Source organism: Blastopirellula sp. SH421 (genome assembly GCF_057808535.1).
In genome coordinates this window covers 1,523,362-1,539,289 of the sequence record NZ_CM173712.1, presented here as the reverse complement: position 1 = coordinate 1,539,289, position 15,928 = coordinate 1,523,362, and the positions used below count along the sequence as shown (strand labels likewise).

The following is a 15,928-nucleotide window of genomic DNA, read 5'->3' as shown; positions in this document are numbered from 1 at the left end:
TCATACTTTTCGACTAAAAGTCATTGAAATCGGAAATTACAGCATGCCGCCAAACGACATGAACGCCATCGCCATCAGGCCGGCGGTAATGAACGTGATGCCGAGTCCTTTCAGACCAGCCGGCACATCGCTGTATTTCAACTTTTCGCGAATTGCGGCCAGCGAAATGATCGCCAGCGCCCAACCGACGCCTGCGAACACGCCGTATACGCAGCTTTGCACAAAAGAGTAATCGCGTTCGACCATGAACAACGAACCACCCAAAATCGCACAGTTGACCGTGATCAACGGCAGGAAGATGCCGAGCGCGTTGTAAAGCGGCGGAAAGTAACGATCGAGTCCCATTTCTAGGATCTGCACAATCGCCGCGATCACGCCGATGTAGATGATCAAGCCGAGGAAGGTTAGGTCGGTATCGGCTAGATCTGAACTGATCCAAGCCAGCGACCCTTTCTTCAGCAAGTGCTGAAAGATCAAGTTATTGGCCGGAATCGTAATCGCCATCACGGCAATCACGGCCACGCCCAAACCCAGCGCCGTTTTCACGTTTTTGGAAACCGCGATAAACGTACACATCCCCAAAAAGAAGGCGAGCGCTAGGTTTTCGCTGAAGACCGCTTTCAGAGCGATATTAGTCAAGTCAGCCATGATTAGCCCTCCGTCTCAATCTGGTCGGGACGGAACGTCCGCAAGACCCAAATGATGATGCCGATGATAAAGAACGCGCTCGGCGGCAACAGCATTAAGCCGTTGGCCGTGTACCAGCCGGTACCTTCCGTCGCACTGTAAATCGGCAGAATATCAATCCCGAACAACTTGCCCGAGCCAAACAGTTCGCGGAAGAAAGCGACCACCAGCAGGATCACGCTATAGCCGAGCCCGTTGCCGATGCCGTCTAAAAAGCTCATGCCTGGTTCGTGCTTCATCGCGTAAGCTTCGGCACGTCCCATCACAATACAGTTGGTAATGATCAGACCGACGAACACTGACATCTCTTTGCTGATGTCAAACGCGTACGCTTTCAAAAACTGATCCACCACGATCACCAGCGATGCGATGATCGTCATTTGGACGATGATGCGAATGCTGCTGGGGATAAACTTGCGAACCAAGCTGACGCTTAAGTTCGAGAAGCCGGTCACAATCGTCACCGCTAGCGCCATCGTCAGCGCTTTGTCTAGCTTGGACGTCACCGCCAGCGCCGAGCAAATCCCCAGCACTTGCAGTGCGATCGGATTGTTGCTGAAAATCGGCGACAGCAAGATATCTTTCGTGCTCTCTTTAGCCATTGAAGTCTCCCTTGCGAACTTTCGCCAAAAATGGTCCGAAGCCGCCTGGGCCTAGCCAGTAGCGAACCATTGTATCGACCCCTTTGGTCGTGATCGTAGCGCCGGACAGGCCATCGATGTTGGTGTCAATTCCGCCGGTTTGGCCTGCTTTGGTGACGCTGACGACGACTTCGCCGTCCTCTTCAATCGCGGTAGTGCCGGGCCACTGGGCCTTCCACTGCGGATTATCAACTTCACCGCCGAGACCGGGCGTTTCGCCGTGCGAGTAGTAAGTTAAACCTTGAATCGTTTGGGCGTCTCCCTTAAGAGCGAGATACCCTTTCATGGTTGACCACAGCCCCTTGCCATAGAACGGGAGGACGATCACGTCGATCTTCCCATCCTTCTTCAACAGATAGACTGGTGAGTATTTTTCGCGTTCTTTGATATCACCCAATCGATCGTCGGCCGGCGCGTCTTTTGGAATTTCTTCCATCTCCGGCTTATCCTCCAGGGATTCTACCGTAATCGGATTTTCTTTCCGATTATCGACGCGTTCTCCGGTGTCGAGATCCACCACGATCGATTCGACATCTTCGTACAGCTTGGTAATTTCGGGACCGCTGATCTCTTTGATCTTGCCGTCTTTACCCTTTGGCAACACGCCTGCGGCAGCGAGAATGTTCTTCTGCTTGTCCAGCTTGACGTTTCTGTCTTGGGTCGGCTTGAGCAGCACTGCGGCCGCTGAAACCGCAACCGAGCAGACGATACAAAGGACGGCGGCCACCAGGAACGTTCCGCCCACGCTATCACGATGCAGCATAGCGAGCCATCCTTCTATTGATGTTTGCTTGAATCACGAAGTAGTCGATCAGCGGCGCCATTACGTTACCGAACAAAATGGCGAGCATGATCCCTTCAGGGAACGCGGGGTTGATGCCGCGAATCAAGATCGTCATAACGCCGACCAGGATCCCATAAAACCACTTCCCTGTTTCTGTCATCGCCGCCGATACTGGGTCAGTCGCCATAAAGACGCAGCCGAACGCAAACCCGCCGATCACCATGTGCCACCACGGGGGCAAAGCGAACAACGCGGAGGTTTCGATCCCTGACAGGCTGGCGAGATAAAATGCACCCGAGGTGCCAACGGCGCCCAAGATGGTGGCAACCATGATCTTCCACGAACCGACGCCGGTCATGATCAAAAACACCGCGCCCAACAAGCAGGCCAGAGCCGAAGTTTCGCCCATCGATCCGGTGATATTGCCAAGGAAAGCATCCATCCAACTGATACCGTGTCCGTCGACTCCCTTCAGAATTGTATCCAAAGAGACGCCGGGGTCTTTGTTTTCGGCCAAAGCTCCCAACGTGGTCGCTCCGCTGAAACCATCGGCGGCGATCCAGACGTTGCCGGTGATCTGGTTGGGATAGGCGAAGTACAGGAATGCTCGAGCGGTGAGGGCCGGGTTCAGGAAGTTTTTGCCGGTGCCGCCAAAGACTTCTTTGCCGATCAACACGCCAAAGCCAATCCCCAAGGCGACTTGCCACAGCGGAATTGTCGGCGGCAGCGTCAGCGGAAAGAGCATCCCTGTGACCAGGAACCCTTCGTTGACTTCATGCTTGCGAACGATCCCGAAGATCACTTCGATGATCCCGCCGACTGTCATCGTGACGATGTAGATCGGCAGAAAGTAGATCGCGCCAAGCACGAGATTGCTGATCAAATTGCTGGGATCGTGCGCCATCCCAAGCGTGGTGAACACTTGCTCTTGCCAGTTCTGCGGAGCCGTGCCAGCTTCGGCATGGATCGCAGAGTTGGCTTGATAGCCGGTATTCCACATCGCCATCAAGATGCACGGCGTCAGCGCGATGACGACAAACACCATCATCCGCTTCAGGTCGAGACCGTCGCGAACATGCGTGGTGCCGTGGGTGATTTCGCCAGGCGTGAACAGAAACGTGTCACCCGCTTCGTAAAGCGGATAAAGTCGTTCGAGCTTGCCGCCTTCCTCAAACAGAGGCGCGGCGCGATCGAGGATATTGCGTAAAAACTTCATAGTTACCCCTCGGCCTCAATGCGGTCTAGGTTCTTCCGCAGGGCGCTGCCGAAGTCGTGTTTGCCTGTGTCGACGTAGGAGCAAAGCGCCAAATCTTCTTCATCCAGCTCCAAGGCGCCAAGCGCTTGGGCCGATTCCATATCATTGACCACCAACGACTTCAAAAGTGCAGTTGGTTCAATATCAAGCGGCATTACCTTTTCGTACATTCCGGTCGGAATGATCGCTCGGTGGCTTCCTTCGGCACTGGTCGTAAAGTCATATTCACGACCTCCGCCGAGCAGGGACGACATGAAGACCGGCTTGGTCGAAAACTTGCCAAACCCAAGCGTCAGCCAGCCCAGGAAGTCGCGATTGCGACCTTCTTCGAGGACCGAAATTTGATTGTGATAACGCCCCAGGAACGTATGCGGATCAGCACAAGTTCGTCCCCAGAAGACCGAACCTGAAATCACGCGAGGATCGCCGGCTTTCAATTGACCAGCGGTCAATTGCGTCAGATCGGCGCCCAAAGCGGTTTCGATCAGACGAGGCTTGCTGACCGCAGGCCCCGCCAGCGCGAGGATCCGTTTGACGCTCAGTTGCCCTGTCTTAAACAGGTGACCGATCGCCAGCACGTCTTGATAACCGATATGCCAGACCGCACGATCGCGACTAGCTGGAAACAAGCAATGAATATGCGTTCCAGGCAAGCCAGCGGGATGCGGGCCCGAGAATTCGACCACTTCGGCGAAATCCAGTCCCTCACCCGGAATGTCGGCGCCGGGAGCACGACAGACGAACAGCGGTCCGTCGGTCAACTTGCTCAACGCTTCCAATCCAGCGGTAAACTCTGCCTTTTGAGGGCCGATCACCACAGCCGGATCCGCCGCCAGCGGATGCGTGTCAATCGCGGTGACAAACAGAGCCAGCGGGGTTTGCGTCGGGGATGGGGTTTTCCCAAAGGGACGTTGTCGCAATGCCGGCCAAAGCCCGGCAGCCAACATCCCATCCACCACTTGCTGACGCGTGAGCGACAAGAGCGATTGATCACCATAAGAGGTGAAATCGACTTGCTGCTCCCCTTCGCGCTCGACTATGACCGACAAAAACCGACGCTTGGCGCCGCGGTTTAGCGCGACGACTTTGCCGGCGACCGGCGACGTGAAGATTACGCCGGGGTTCTTTTTGTCTTCAAACAACGGCTGACCGAGCTTGACCGATTCTCCTTCGGTAACAAACATCGTCGGCCGCATGCCGATGTAGTCGTCACCCAGGAGACCGAATCGCGTCACCGCTCCGGCCGATTCAATCGACTGCTGAGGACGACCCGAAATCGGCAGGTCGAGTCCTCGTCTCAATGTAATGGTTCGTGGCATCCGCGGCTCCGAACGGGCAACTTTAGGCCCTGGAAATTACTGCGTATCGCTGCGTAAATTAGCGAGAGAAACCGAGTTTGTGAAAACTTTCACAATGTGAAAGCCATGTAATCCTTAAAGTGCTGCTAAATCGTCTGCGGCGAACAAAAGGAAGCCCTGCAGTGAACGTTCGCCGTGAAGAAGATGCCCACCCCAGGCATGACCCGAATAATCGTCTCGCTATTCTCAAAATAATATCGGTTGTGCAGGGAGTCGCAAGGGGAGAATTCTTCGCCCTAGGATTCCTGACACTATTTCCCGAGGTCGTAACTTCTGTTTTGAGCGGCTGTAAGGGACCGCGACAAACCCTGGAAATATTCGAGGGAAATTCACAATCGGCCCAAGAATATCCGCAAACTATTCTCTGACGCAACCGAATCATCCGCTGCTTACCGCGGCGGGGCCATGAATATATTTTCATCTTCGTGAAGCGCAGAACTTACCAGCACGCGACTCGCACCTAGCGCCAGCTGCCCTTCGATATCGGCTTGCGTTCTCATTCCACCGCCGGTAATCCACGCCGCCGCGGGAAGCCGCAGCGACAATTCACGGCACAGCAGTTCGGTTCCGGTCCCTCTCCCCTGCCCTATATGAGCCAGATCGAGCAACAGAATCTGGCGAACGCCGCAATCCAACGCGCGCTGCGCGATTTCCTCGGGATGAATTGCCGCGCCGATAATTCGCAGTGGACGACCATGACGCAAATCAAGACTAAACGTCACGCCGTCACCCAAGTGAGTCACTATCTCCTCTAGATCTTCCCACCGCCGCAGCGTCTCTAGCCCCACAATCAGCGAGGCGATCGCTTTTTGCTCCAAGACTTCGTGCACACGCTTGCAGTCGGCGAGATTCGCCAGACCGGCGTCAAGATGCAGACGCAGCCCCGATTCGGCGATCTTCCGCCAATCGTCGAATTGCGGCTGGCCGTCAAGAATCGCATCCAGATCCGCGACATAGACATCGGTAAATTCATAGGCGGCAACCAGCGCTGCCGCAACATCCCCCGGCTCCGACGAGGGGCACAACTTACTGACAATCGGCCGATAGTTATGTCGCAAGCCGCCAACGCCGCGTACGACGCGCCCCCCTTTCAAATCAATTACCGGCAAGATCGCCGCTTGAATCTTAGAAAGTGAAGTCAATGGATTGATCAGAATAGAGAGGCATGTGGCGATAGTAAACCTCTAGAATCATCGCCGCCAAGCAGGTCGTGTACAATCGCCCACCCATCTCTAGATAGGGATCATCAAATCGCCAACTGCCGGCGTCATACAACTTGTTTGACTGCGATTGCACAAGATAGTTGCTGAGCTTGTCATTCCACTTGATCCACTCAGGACCACCTTGATGCGTCATGACGTTGGTCGCGTAGTAGTTAAAGTACATATCCCGCAGCGAAGGCCCTTCAGCCGCCAAAAACTTCGCCCCGCGAACCAAACGCGGATCATCGCGGCGCCACCCTAAATACATCCGCGACAACAAGCCGATCGCCGTGGTAGTCGGCTGCTTGCCTGGTCTTTGATACCCGTAGTAGGCCCCGTCACCGGCTTGCACCGTATCCAGAAAGTGCTCAGCCAAACCAATTCGCGGCGACGAAACCTGCAGCCCGCCGATCAAGCCGCTTTTGAGGGCCATCAACTGCCAACCAAAGACCGACGTATCGCCAGGCTCGCCAGGCTGATAACGCCAGCCGCCGGCAGAATGCTGCGCGAACTCGATGAACTTCACCGCTTCTTGAGCATCGATACGCAACTCGGGATCTTCGGTCATCGCGTACGCTTCGCATAAAGCGATCGACGCCAGACCATGGCTGTACATGCCAAATTGACTGTCCCCAGTCAGATCGCCACCCTGCTTACTGACAACCATCTTCGTCCGTAAATAGTAGAGCCCCTTGGCGACTGTCTCTTGATAGGGACTTTCACGCAAATGCGTGTAGCCCTTGCCTAGAAACGGCAGCAGCGCCATACCAGTTGCCCCCATCACAGCATTCGCGGCGCCTGGATCAGTCGCCCTGGCTCCCTGCGGGCCATTGCGATGATCGAAGTCCCAGTGGCCATCGTCGTCTTGCTGAGCGGCGATCCAGGCCAACGCTCGTTCAACGGCGTCTTGCGTCGCTTGCGAGCCTCCGCGCTTCTGCAACAACCCCGGCTGTTCGGCCGGATCCCGTCCGGCAAATCCTCCCGCCCCGGCAGGCGGAACGTAGGTCATTGTCGCAGACGCAGAGAACTGAACTGCTGGCGAAGGAATCGGAGTCACCGGCGTTTCGGAAGGGGCCGTCTGAGCCAACTGGTTCGCCATCTCCTCAATCGTGAAGGTCGCTTCGTTAATGACCTCCCCTTGAATGACCGCGATTTCCGGCTGCAGTTTGGGGAGTTCAGTGACGGGATCAACCGGGGCCGCTTCGCTCAGAATGATTCCTGGCGGTCCTTCTTGCCGATCGTCGCGCAACACCCACATCGCCAGCGCCAGGACTAGCAACATGTGAAACAGCATACTGAACATCCAGCCGGCCGAACCGCGGAAACGATTCAAGAGCCAGACTACGAGCGCATTCTCTTGCTTCTCGGCCCGCGGGGGAGCCGGAGACTCGGCGACGTTCGTCGATGCCGAAAGAATGCGCATTAGTCGTTACGATCAAAACAATGTGTACGCCCCGCATAATCGGCGCGCAGTACCAGGATCACCGTCAACTATAGCTTGATACAAACGACGGGTAGGATGCAAAAATTGCGTGCAGCGCCGCAAACAGAGGGGGCGAGGCGACTCTTTTTAAGCAACAGAAGCCTACCCTTGGCGGGGTCCATCGGCGCACAAAAAGAGCCGCTCCCAGGGAAGCGGCTCTTGGATTACGCAAGCTTTTCAGCAACCAAAACTAGAGCGGAAAGTCTTCTTCCGATGCGGTCGCTTTGTAGATCGGCAAGTGTCGGTAGTAAACCTCTAACGTCAGCAACACCAACGAAGTGTTGTAGAGTCGTCCACCCTTGTCGGAGTGGCCGCCGGTAAAGTGCCAACTGCCCGCCTCGGGCTGATCTGGTTTGACCTGAGTGCTGATCAAAAAGTCGCGCTGCTTGGTGTTCCAAGCTTCCCACTTGGGTCCGCCATAGTGACGCATCACCTGGGTCGCATAGTAGTTGTAGTACATGTTGGCGCCGCCACCGAGGGATGGTCCGGTCTTGGCCAGAAACTCCACCCCTTTATCCAGCGATGGATTATCTTTTTTCCAGCCGAGATACATGCGGCAGAGCAAACCCACTGAGGTGGTGGACGTCCCTGCACCTGGGTCCACATACCCATACTTGGCGCCCCCATCTGACTGCACAGAATCGAGGAACTTCATCGCGCCTGCGATCGTGTTCCGCGGCACTTCCAGATAGCCCATGTGACCGCTCTTCAAAGCCATCAACTGCCATCCAACCACCGACGTGTCACCGGCTTGCCGCGGTTGGTAACGCCAGCCGCCGCCGACCGGATCCTGAGCCGAGACGATATAGTTGAGCGAAGCCTGAGCAGGAGCCAGCAAGTCTTTGTCTTGCGTCATTGCATATGCTTCGCACAGCGCGATCGACCCCAGACCATGGGAATACATATTCCCGTTTGACTCAACCAAACTTCCTTCGCGCCCGCGAACCTGCATCAAGCGGACCAGCGCCGTCAACCCAGCGCCCACTTGCTTCTTGTATTTACCTTCTTTGTGCGTGTGGCCAGAGCCCAAAAACGGCAGCAGCCCCATCGCGGTCGCAGCCCGGGGCGAATTGCTAAACTCGCCAAAGTTTTTCGCTTCGCCCGGTTTTTTGGCGCCGCGTCGATGGTCAAAATTCCAGGTGCCATCCGGCAATTGGTGATCGGCGATCCATTGAATGCCGGCGACAACCGCCGCTTCGCTGCCGCCGTTTCCACCACCTTCGCTCAGCATTTTGGTGCGGGTCGCCTGACCGCGACCGCTGGTCCCATTACCGGTCAAGCCAGCATTGTCGGTCATCATGTCGGAGAATGGGGCTGTCTGATCGGCAAAGTCGACCAGATCCAACTGCTGAGTCGCCGCTTCCAACTCTTGGAAATCGGACATGATGTTTTCTTCGGCGATGACCGCTTCTTCCATCTGCTCTGGCGGCTTGTCAAAGTCGAGCTTCATCTCGTCAATCGGCTCAAACTCTTCCATCACAAATTCGTCAATCTCTTCCGCATCGGCGGTATCGTCGACGGTGATCTCACGTTGCTGATTCATCTTTTGGGCAACCGGCATCAACACCAGCACCAAAATCAGCAGAAAGTGGACAACCAAACTGACCAGCCAAGAGGGCATCGCCATCAGCAGCAAAAAGCGGCTGCTAAGTGGGGAACGGACCTCATCATGGTCTGGCTCAATGTCGTTTTGGGGAGATTGGGGAGTCGCCATAACGTTTACCTTCGCTCCGCACACTGGCGCGGGAACATTCCTTGAACGCAGGATAGAAAAGGTGGAGAAGCAGATTAGCCGCAGGGAAAAGCAGAACACCGGCAAGAATTTGCCGATGGTTACGAAATCCTCATTATCTCTATTTTAGAGGCAAACAACCGCCGCCAAACCCCCTAACAGGGGACTGCCTGGCCGCTGCGCCTCTTAGGGACATTCGTTTCGAGTAGTCACGAATATTCCACCAGAATCTAACGTTTCAAAAAGAGAGATGTACTCACCCAGATGACTGGTTCCGCTTTTCGTCGGAAAGGGACTAGTCGCGGGGCTAGGTCTTTCGGTATATTGCGGGATTCCAATCGGTGAATTTAGCATCACTCTAATCCACACGCAGCTGTCCAGGGATCCGGCGTCATGGCCAAAAAGAGCAAAAAAGCAGAAACCGTCTTTCTCGTTTGCGAGGAATCGGGCGACTACAACTACACCCTGAAGCGTAAGCCGGGCGGCGAAAAGTTGAAGCTCAAAAAATATTGCCCCCGTTTGCGCAAGCACACCTGGCATAACGAAAAGAAGAAGTAAGAACCGTAACAATTTATAGCCTGTCGGTTTGCTCGACAGGCTGCGCCGTCTCATGGGTGAGACGTCAAAATAGCGACACAGCGCGCTATTTTGTGAGCCGCTGCGAACCGCCAAATCTCAGGCGGTTCGTTGGTTTTGAGCCAATCTGCGTCTGACGCACGTCCGTTTCGAACGCATCGCCACGGACTGGAGTAACTTTCCGCTATGGACAAGCGCTGGCGAATTTTTCCGCACGACGCTGCCCGCATCCGGCAACTTGAACAATCGGCCGGGGTTCCTCCCATCGTCGCCCAGTTGCTGATTAGCCGTGGAATCTGTGACCCCACAGCGATTCGCGGCTTTCTCGAAGCGAAATTCTCTGATCTACGCGATCCAGAACTCTTGCCCGGCGTCACTGCCGCCGTCGAACGAATCGACGCCGCGATCCAAGCCAAACGTCGCATTACCGTCTACGGCGACTACGATGCCGACGGAATCTCTTCTTCCGCAATTCTCTATCGGTGCCTGCAAACGCTCGGCGCCGACGTCGGCTATTATGTCCCCAGCCGCTTTGATGAAGGGTACGGCCTGAATAGCGAAGCGCTCGAAAAGCTGGTCCAACGCGGCACCCACCTCCTGATCACCGTCGACTGCGGGATCGCCAGCCTCAAAGAAGCCGATCGCGCCAAAGAGCTTGGTCTAGAACTGATCATCACCGACCATCACGAGTTTGCCGAACGGCTGCCGGATGCCGCGGCAATTATCCACCCTCGCTTGCCCGGCACTAACTATCCGTTTGGCGGACTGTGCGGCGCCGGCGTCGCCTTTAAACTTGCCTGGGCGCTTTGCCAAAAAGCAAGCAACGCCCGCCGCGTGACCGACCGTCTCCGCAATTTTCTGCTCACCGCCGTCGGCCTAGCCTCAATCGGCACCGTCGCTGACGTGGTCCCGCTACTGGACGAAAATCGGCTGATTGTCCGTCACGGTCTGAACTGCCTGCTCGAGCATTCGGTCCCCGGCATTCAAGCGCTGCTGGAAGTCTCGAAGCTCGGTGACAAAAAGCAGCTAACCAGCGAAGACATCGGCTTTATGATCGCTCCTCGCCTGAATGCGGCGGGTCGGCTGGGCCAAGCCCAACTTGCGATCGAGCTGCTGACAACCGATTCTCCGCAGCGCGCCCAAGCGCTGGCCGAGTACATCCACCAGCTCAACGACAGTCGCGGCAGTCTCGAACGCAGCATTTACCTCGCCGCACAAAAACAAGCCAAAGAAGAATTCGATCCCGTTAACGATCCGGCGCTCGTCTTGGCGGGCCACGGCTGGCATGTTGGCGTGATCGGAATTGTCGCCGGTCGCTTGGCCGACAAATACAATCGCCCTGTGGTTCTGATCGCCCTCGATCAGGCAGGCGTCAAACCGGGCGTCGGCTCTGCTCGCAGCGCCTGCGGCTTGAACCTGCACGAAGCACTCAAATCTTGCGAACATCACCTACTTGGCTGCGGCGGGCACGCCGCGGCGGCGGGCCTGCAAATTTCGCCTGACAAGATCGAAGCGTTCCGCGCTGAGTTTGTAGAGTACGCCGCCGGCGAAGTGACCAGCGAGTCACAAGTCGCCGAACTGGCGATTGACGCCGAAGCTCCCATCAGCCAGCTAACATTCAAAACGATCACGCAGATCGAGATGTTGGCGCCCTTTGGCCAAGGAAATCGTCGCCCAATCCTGTGCGCCAGCGGCGCCAAACTGGTCGACAAGCCCAAACGCATCGGCGGCGGCGAGCGTCATCTTTCGGTCCATCTAGAGCACCACGGAGTCCGCATCCGCGGAGTCGCCTTCGGCCAAGGAGACTGGGCCGAACCGCTCGCCAAACACAACGGACTGCTGGATATCGCCTTCCAACCGGTCATCAACAGCTTCCGCGGACGCAATAACGTCGAACTCCAACTAGTCGACTGGAAACCGCACGAAGCCAACGGCACACCGCCGGCCTAACAACCCTGACAGGATTCCAACCGCGCCGCCGAATTGCCCCAGGAAAATTGCTTCCCAATCGCCAGCCGGAAGTCGTTTGGCTCGTTTAAGTTACGCCAAAGATTTTTCTGCGAACCGGCATCGCCAGAATCGCCTCCTGCTATTGACGCTTAGGCATCAGACATCTATAAACGGACTTTCAACTTGGGCGGATTTATCCGACCAGGTAACATCGGGGCGTGGCTCAGCCTGGTAGAGCGCTGCGTTCGGGACGCAGAGGTCGCACGTTCAAATCGTGTCGCCCCGACTTGTAAACTCTTTGATACAAATAACTTACGGCGACACGCCCTGCGTAAAAATGGTGTGTAAATCGGTGTGAAGTTGTTGTGTAAAAAACGGCTGGTTAATTCGACCAGCCATCTCCTTCGTGGCATCGTCCACGGCTCGCCAGAATCGCACGTGATGCGTTTCCGTGATTATGGCGACATCGACGCCGATCATCGTCGGTGGCGTTCACACGGCACAAAAAAGCCCAACGCTCAAAACCACGAGACTCTTGGAACACCTAGCGTTTCAGAATTTAGAACGCTAGAGCCCCTCACTGTTCGACGATGCTTTGACGTGTCTCGATTTCACACGTCTAATCGTCTTTTCTCGAAATAACAGTGTGTGGTCGTCTCATCATGAAGAAGTTTCTCACTAAGCTGCGTTCACTCTGGTGGCTTTGGGTGTTCTTGCTCGTCGTCGTCTTCTTTATGGCGATTACGCCACTGCAACTACTGCTTGGCAAATATCTTCCGCCGTTGCTTGGAGTTGATGCACTGTCGCCAAATGAATTTGGTGACTCCTTTGGATTTGCCAACGCCGCCTTTAGCTCTTTGGCATTTGCAGGCGTCATCGTAACGCTCGTTTTGCAGATGAAAGAGCTAAAGGCTCAACGGGAAGAGATGATCGAAATGCAGCGAGTCCAAAATGCTGGGAATTGCAATTCAATGCGACACACTTAATGAGAGCAACAAGGACCGATCAAACAACCTTGAAGGTGATACCGAATTCCTCATTTCGTTTATCAATGATCAAGTCATAAGCTACGCCAGAGAGAATAGCCTCATTCCTTTGGAATCCGCCTCACGTGAAATCTGGAAGAAGCTGAGAGGGCTCAGGGAATTCATGACGGAAACGAAACCATTAAAAGATGGTTTGGTAGAGATCATGAAGAGACTCGTCAGTATCTTCTCGTTCGCTTCAAATTTTTCCAACTGTAAGTCACTTGCCCCCGCTGACCGCAAGATGCTCGTGATACTCCACGAAATAGTCTTCAAGCTGTTCCTCTCGGTCGCAGAGCTTGAGACCAAAGGCAGCGAAATGATTCGCATCATTTCCGATACGGAGGATCTTTTGAAGAAGACTTGCTTTCTCCTAGAGTGCAAAGAAGACGAGCGTCGGCGAGAGGAAATCACCGACACTCTTCAAGATTTGGAAAAGCAAGCCACAGCCTTGAATGCATCGAAATAGTTTCCGTCTCGATTCGCTACAACCCTTGCTGCTCAGCAGTGTTCTTCATCCAATCATTACAAAAATTGCAAAGGTCAGCCTGACCTGCAGCATTGCTCATAATCTTGCCGCTCTCGATCTTGCCCCACACACGATACGCAACGCCTCCCTGTTCAAATGTCATCGGGTAGACCGTCTTCTCAGCAGTCAAAAGAAAGGTCACTTCGGGGTCAGTGACGAGATCGCCGTTGCTCTGGTAGTAATGTGCCACGGCGACGATGAAGCAGCCGTCCCTTAGTCCCGCAGGTTCGCCGATGATCTCCACGTGAAGGTAAGACCAAGTTCCTCGGCTCGTTTTTGCATTTCCTGAATGCCAGCCGGACCTTGTTCAAGTAGAGGCAGCATTTTCTGACCTTCGCCGCCAAACATGGTAGCCTCAACGAGGCCGCTCGCGGACCTACTCTAAAATTCGCTTGGTCAGACGAGCGTCTTCGTCCTTCGGCTTCCTCTCAAATCGCTGGCTCGCTTGGCCTGTGGAAGATTGGCAATGGGCTGGGGAGAGCTAAGTGGCGGTTTTCCCGGTCTTCTTCGCCTTGATCGGTCTGTTATTTTCCGCTCCAAGAAAAAATTGTCTCAAATTTCCGTTGAATCGTAGTAGGTTCGGGCCGACACGTACGACTTTAGGGTGAAAGTTGGATTTTTCCTAATTTTACAAACCAGCCGCTAACTCCTTGCCACGCCCCAAAGCGAGGGGCACTTTCTTGTTGCTGGTTTTCATTTTAAGCAGACGCATCACTCTTTTTTCTCCTCTTCAGTGAAAGAGCCCCCTCATGGCCCCGCCATCTTCCGTACCTTCTTATCCTTATCGCCGCGGTTTTACTCTCGTCGAATTACTCGTCGTCATCGCGATTATCGGCGTTTTAATTGCGCTACTGCTGCCGGCGGTGCAACAAGCCCGCGAAGCGGCGCGGCGGTCGCAGTGCATGAACAATTTGAAGCAAATGGGTCTGGCGGTGCATAACTTTCATGACACCTACGGCCACCTTCCGCCGTCGCGTATCCGAGCGAACTATCTCGGCTGGTCAGCGATCCTTTTGCCGTTTATGGAACAACAAAATCTGTTTGAACAGATCGACTTGAAACTGGCCTACAAAGATCAGACGACCGCCGTGCAACAGGCGTCGATTGGCGGCTACATATGCCCCAGTCGTCACTCTGCTGGCGATTTGACGACGGAAGCGCAAACTGACCAAGCCGACGTGGGAGCTGCTTGGGATTACGCGAATTGCGATGGAGATGGAGTTGGCTCCACTTTTCGCATGATTACTTGCACCGGGATGCTGATCATCGCGGACGGAGATCAGAATAAATACAAGAGCATGACCGGTATGCGCGATGTCACCGATGGATTAAGCAACACGATCATGATCGGCGAACGTCACGTTCCGCTCTCGAAACTGCTGAACGAAACCAACGGTGGCGATGGCGCCCTCTTTAGTGGTTGGGCCTATTCTTCGATGCGGATGGCCGGACTGGGACGATCACTGGGGAAAGGCCCAAATGATACGATCTCAAGCCGCGAAGTTTTCGGAAGCTACCATCCAGGCGTATCGAACTTCGTTTTGGGTGACGCCAGCGTCCGTTCAATCCAGGTCAATGTCGATACGGAGAATCTCGCCCGTTTGGCCAATCGTAAAGATGGCGAAGTCATTTCGGTCGACTTCTAAGAAAGTGGAAATGCAAGTTGCCCCAGCGCGGCGAGAGCACGCGCTGGGCAGTCGCGAGAATTTTGTTCTTGTTCGTAAATTGTGATTCACTTTATTAGGGGGTCTATTATGCCAGATTACAATCGCACAATTTTGCGCCGCGGATTTACCCTGGTTGAGTTGCTAGTCGTCATCGCGATTATCGGGGTGCTGATCGCGCTGTTGTTACCGGCAGTGCAACAGGCGCGCGAAGCAGCACGTCGGATGCAATGCACCAATCAACTGAAGCAAGTCACTCTGGCTTTGCACAACTATACAGACACGTATCACAAGCTTCCGTCGGCCTTTTACGATACCCTGCCGCACAGCATATGGGTTCGTCTGTCCCCTTTCATGGAGCAGGGCGTACTCGCGGATCGCTATAACATAACCATCGCTCCCACATCCGGGACAAACGCTACGCTTGTCCAGCAGTTAGCGATGGAAGGGTTGCGGTGCCCTAGCGGAACGGTCGACTTTTGCATGCACAGCGACACGACGCGACAGAAAAACTACACGACGCACTACTACGGAATTCAAGGGCCGGTGGGAACAAACCCTGCCACCGGAGCCGTATACAAGAAGTACGATGCAATTTCAGGGGCGGGCGTCTCTTCCCAAGGTCTCTTTACGACATGCACCACTTCGAATCGCAACGCAATCGATTTTGCCGCGGTATCCGACGGTCTCTCGAACACGCTAGCCTTCGGCGAAATCTCGTGGAACGCTTACCTTGGATACCGTGAATATACCTACGGTGCGTACTGGGGGTCGGCGACTCAGGTTTCTATTTTTGGCGCAAAGGACGTTAACTGGCCCATTAATGTCGGTCTGAAAAGCCCCGCCACGGTGTATCAGAATTACCACACCACGGGCGCGTTTGGCAGCCAGCACCCAGGAGGCGCCAACTTCGCCCTGGCCGATGGCAGCATCCGCTTTCTACCAGAGACGATCGATATGAATAACTATCTCTCGCTAGCGAGCCGAGACGGAGGAGAAGTCATCTCGATTCCTTAACGGCGACGTTTTAGTAACCTTTTTT

General features: G+C 54.9%; 14 protein-coding genes, 1 tRNA gene and 1 pseudogene. 7 read left to right on the top strand and 9 right to left on the bottom strand.

Annotated elements, in window-relative coordinates:
• Positions 1-36: 36 nt before the first annotated feature.
• The 8 genes from nqrE to SH421x_RS06305 form a co-directional block, all read right to left on the bottom strand.
• Positions 37-648: an NADH:ubiquinone reductase (Na(+)-transporting) subunit E gene (gene nqrE / locus SH421x_RS06340; RefSeq protein ID WP_488854570.1), complete on the bottom strand. Its 612-nt coding sequence runs from the start codon at positions 646-648 to the stop codon at positions 37-39.
• A gap of 2 nt (positions 649-650) precedes the next feature.
• Positions 651-1,289, bottom strand: coding sequence for an NADH:ubiquinone reductase (Na(+)-transporting) subunit D (locus tag SH421x_RS06335; RefSeq protein ID WP_488854568.1), 639 nt, complete (start codon positions 1,287-1,289; stop codon positions 651-653).
• A complete protein-coding gene (locus SH421x_RS06330) occupies positions 1,282-2,091 on the bottom strand; it encodes a Na(+)-translocating NADH-quinone reductase subunit C (RefSeq protein WP_488854567.1) in 810 nt (269 codons plus the stop codon). Before SH421x_RS06330 ends, SH421x_RS06335 begins: the two co-directional genes overlap by 8 nt.
• Positions 2,078-3,328: an NADH:ubiquinone reductase (Na(+)-transporting) subunit B gene (locus SH421x_RS06325; protein WP_488854565.1), complete on the bottom strand. Its 1,251-nt coding sequence runs from the start codon at positions 3,326-3,328 to the stop codon at positions 2,078-2,080. Before SH421x_RS06325 ends, SH421x_RS06330 begins: the two co-directional genes overlap by 14 nt.
• Before the next feature lie 2 nt (positions 3,329-3,330).
• Complete coding sequence (locus tag SH421x_RS06320) at positions 3,331-4,686, bottom strand: Na(+)-translocating NADH-quinone reductase subunit A (protein ID WP_488854563.1); 1,356 nt, start codon at positions 4,684-4,686, stop codon at positions 3,331-3,333.
• 428 nt (positions 4,687-5,114) lie between these two features.
• Complete coding sequence (locus SH421x_RS06315; RefSeq protein ID WP_488854561.1) at positions 5,115-5,867, bottom strand: HisA/HisF-related TIM barrel protein; 753 nt, start codon at positions 5,865-5,867, stop codon at positions 5,115-5,117.
• Positions 5,851-7,350, bottom strand: coding sequence for a prenyltransferase/squalene oxidase repeat-containing protein (locus SH421x_RS06310; protein ID WP_488854560.1), 1,500 nt, complete (start codon positions 7,348-7,350; stop codon positions 5,851-5,853). The genes SH421x_RS06315 and SH421x_RS06310 overlap by 17 nt, the downstream gene beginning before the upstream one ends.
• Positions 7,351-7,600: 250 nt before the next feature.
• Positions 7,601-9,124: a prenyltransferase/squalene oxidase repeat-containing protein gene (locus tag SH421x_RS06305; RefSeq protein WP_488854558.1), complete on the bottom strand. Its 1,524-nt coding sequence runs from the start codon at positions 9,122-9,124 to the stop codon at positions 7,601-7,603.
• Positions 9,125-9,535: 411 nt separating this feature from the next.
• On the opposite strand from SH421x_RS06305, the gene rpmG reads away from it, so the two are divergent.
• From rpmG to SH421x_RS06280, 5 genes are all read left to right on the top strand, one after another.
• Positions 9,536-9,700 carry a 50S ribosomal protein L33 gene (gene rpmG, locus SH421x_RS06300; protein ID WP_002651666.1) on the top strand — a complete coding sequence of 55 codons (165 nt, stop codon included), beginning with the start codon at positions 9,536-9,538 and terminating at the stop codon, positions 9,698-9,700.
• Between the two features lie 204 nt (positions 9,701-9,904).
• Positions 9,905-11,668, top strand: coding sequence for a single-stranded-DNA-specific exonuclease RecJ (gene recJ, locus SH421x_RS06295; RefSeq protein ID WP_488854556.1), 1,764 nt, complete (start codon positions 9,905-9,907; stop codon positions 11,666-11,668).
• Positions 11,669-11,880: 212 nt separating this feature from the next.
• A tRNA-Pro gene (locus SH421x_RS06290) sits at positions 11,881-11,954 on the top strand.
• Positions 11,955-12,330: 376 nt separating this feature from the next.
• Positions 12,331-12,654, top strand: a complete 324-nt coding sequence (locus tag SH421x_RS06285) for a hypothetical protein (RefSeq protein WP_488854554.1) — start codon at positions 12,331-12,333, stop codon at positions 12,652-12,654.
• Entirely contained in the window at positions 12,620-13,162 is a 543-nt protein-coding gene (locus SH421x_RS06280) for a hypothetical protein (RefSeq protein WP_488854553.1), read from the top strand. Before SH421x_RS06285 ends, SH421x_RS06280 begins: the two co-directional genes overlap by 35 nt.
• A 16-nt stretch (positions 13,163-13,178) precedes the next feature.
• Here SH421x_RS06280 and SH421x_RS06275 read toward each other — a convergent pair.
• Positions 13,179-13,505 (bottom strand): annotated as a pseudogene (locus tag SH421x_RS06275) (DUF6908 domain-containing protein); the annotation flags it as partial.
• 466 nt (positions 13,506-13,971) lie between these two features.
• Here SH421x_RS06275 and SH421x_RS06270 point away from each other — a divergent pair.
• Together SH421x_RS06270 and SH421x_RS06265 are read left to right on the top strand one after the other, a co-directional pair.
• On the top strand, positions 13,972-14,868 hold the full coding sequence (locus tag SH421x_RS06270; protein WP_488854551.1) for a DUF1559 family PulG-like putative transporter: 897 nt from the start codon (positions 13,972-13,974) through the stop codon (positions 14,866-14,868).
• Between the two features lie 108 nt (positions 14,869-14,976).
• Complete coding sequence (locus SH421x_RS06265; protein WP_488854550.1) at positions 14,977-15,903, top strand: DUF1559 family PulG-like putative transporter; 927 nt, start codon at positions 14,977-14,979, stop codon at positions 15,901-15,903.
• Positions 15,904-15,928: the final 25 nt, after the last annotated feature.

What these genes read in the sequence shown, in the direction of transcription:
- nqrE (WP_488854570.1), bottom strand. Translation starts at nt 648, where the DNA reads ATGGCTGACTTGACTAATATCGCTCTGAAAGCGGTCTTCAGCGAAAAC.
- SH421x_RS06335 (WP_488854568.1), bottom strand. Translation starts at nt 1,289, where the DNA reads ATGGCTAAAGAGAGCACGAAAGATATCTTGCTGTCGCCGATTTTCAGC.
- SH421x_RS06330 (WP_488854567.1), bottom strand. Translation starts at nt 2,091, where the DNA reads ATGCTGCATCGTGATAGCGTGGGCGGAACGTTCCTGGTGGCCGCCGTC.
- SH421x_RS06325 (WP_488854565.1), bottom strand. Translation starts at nt 3,328, where the DNA reads ATGAAGTTTTTACGCAATATCCTCGATCGCGCCGCGCCTCTGTTTGAG.
- SH421x_RS06320 (WP_488854563.1), bottom strand. Translation starts at nt 4,686, where the DNA reads ATGCCACGAACCATTACATTGAGACGAGGACTCGACCTGCCGATTTCG.
- SH421x_RS06310 (WP_488854560.1), bottom strand. Translation starts at nt 7,350, where the DNA reads ATGCGCATTCTTTCGGCATCGACGAACGTCGCCGAGTCTCCGGCTCCC.
- SH421x_RS06305 (WP_488854558.1), bottom strand. Translation starts at nt 9,124, where the DNA reads ATGGCGACTCCCCAATCTCCCCAAAACGACATTGAGCCAGACCATGAT.
- rpmG (WP_002651666.1), top strand. Translation starts at nt 9,536, where the DNA reads ATGGCCAAAAAGAGCAAAAAAGCAGAAACCGTCTTTCTCGTTTGCGAG.
- recJ (WP_488854556.1), top strand. Translation starts at nt 9,905, where the DNA reads ATGGACAAGCGCTGGCGAATTTTTCCGCACGACGCTGCCCGCATCCGG.
- SH421x_RS06285 (WP_488854554.1), top strand. Translation starts at nt 12,331, where the DNA reads ATGAAGAAGTTTCTCACTAAGCTGCGTTCACTCTGGTGGCTTTGGGTG.
- SH421x_RS06280 (WP_488854553.1), top strand. Translation starts at nt 12,620, where the DNA reads ATGCTGGGAATTGCAATTCAATGCGACACACTTAATGAGAGCAACAAG.
- SH421x_RS06270 (WP_488854551.1), top strand. Translation starts at nt 13,972, where the DNA reads ATGGCCCCGCCATCTTCCGTACCTTCTTATCCTTATCGCCGCGGTTTT.
- SH421x_RS06265 (WP_488854550.1), top strand. Translation starts at nt 14,977, where the DNA reads ATGCCAGATTACAATCGCACAATTTTGCGCCGCGGATTTACCCTGGTT.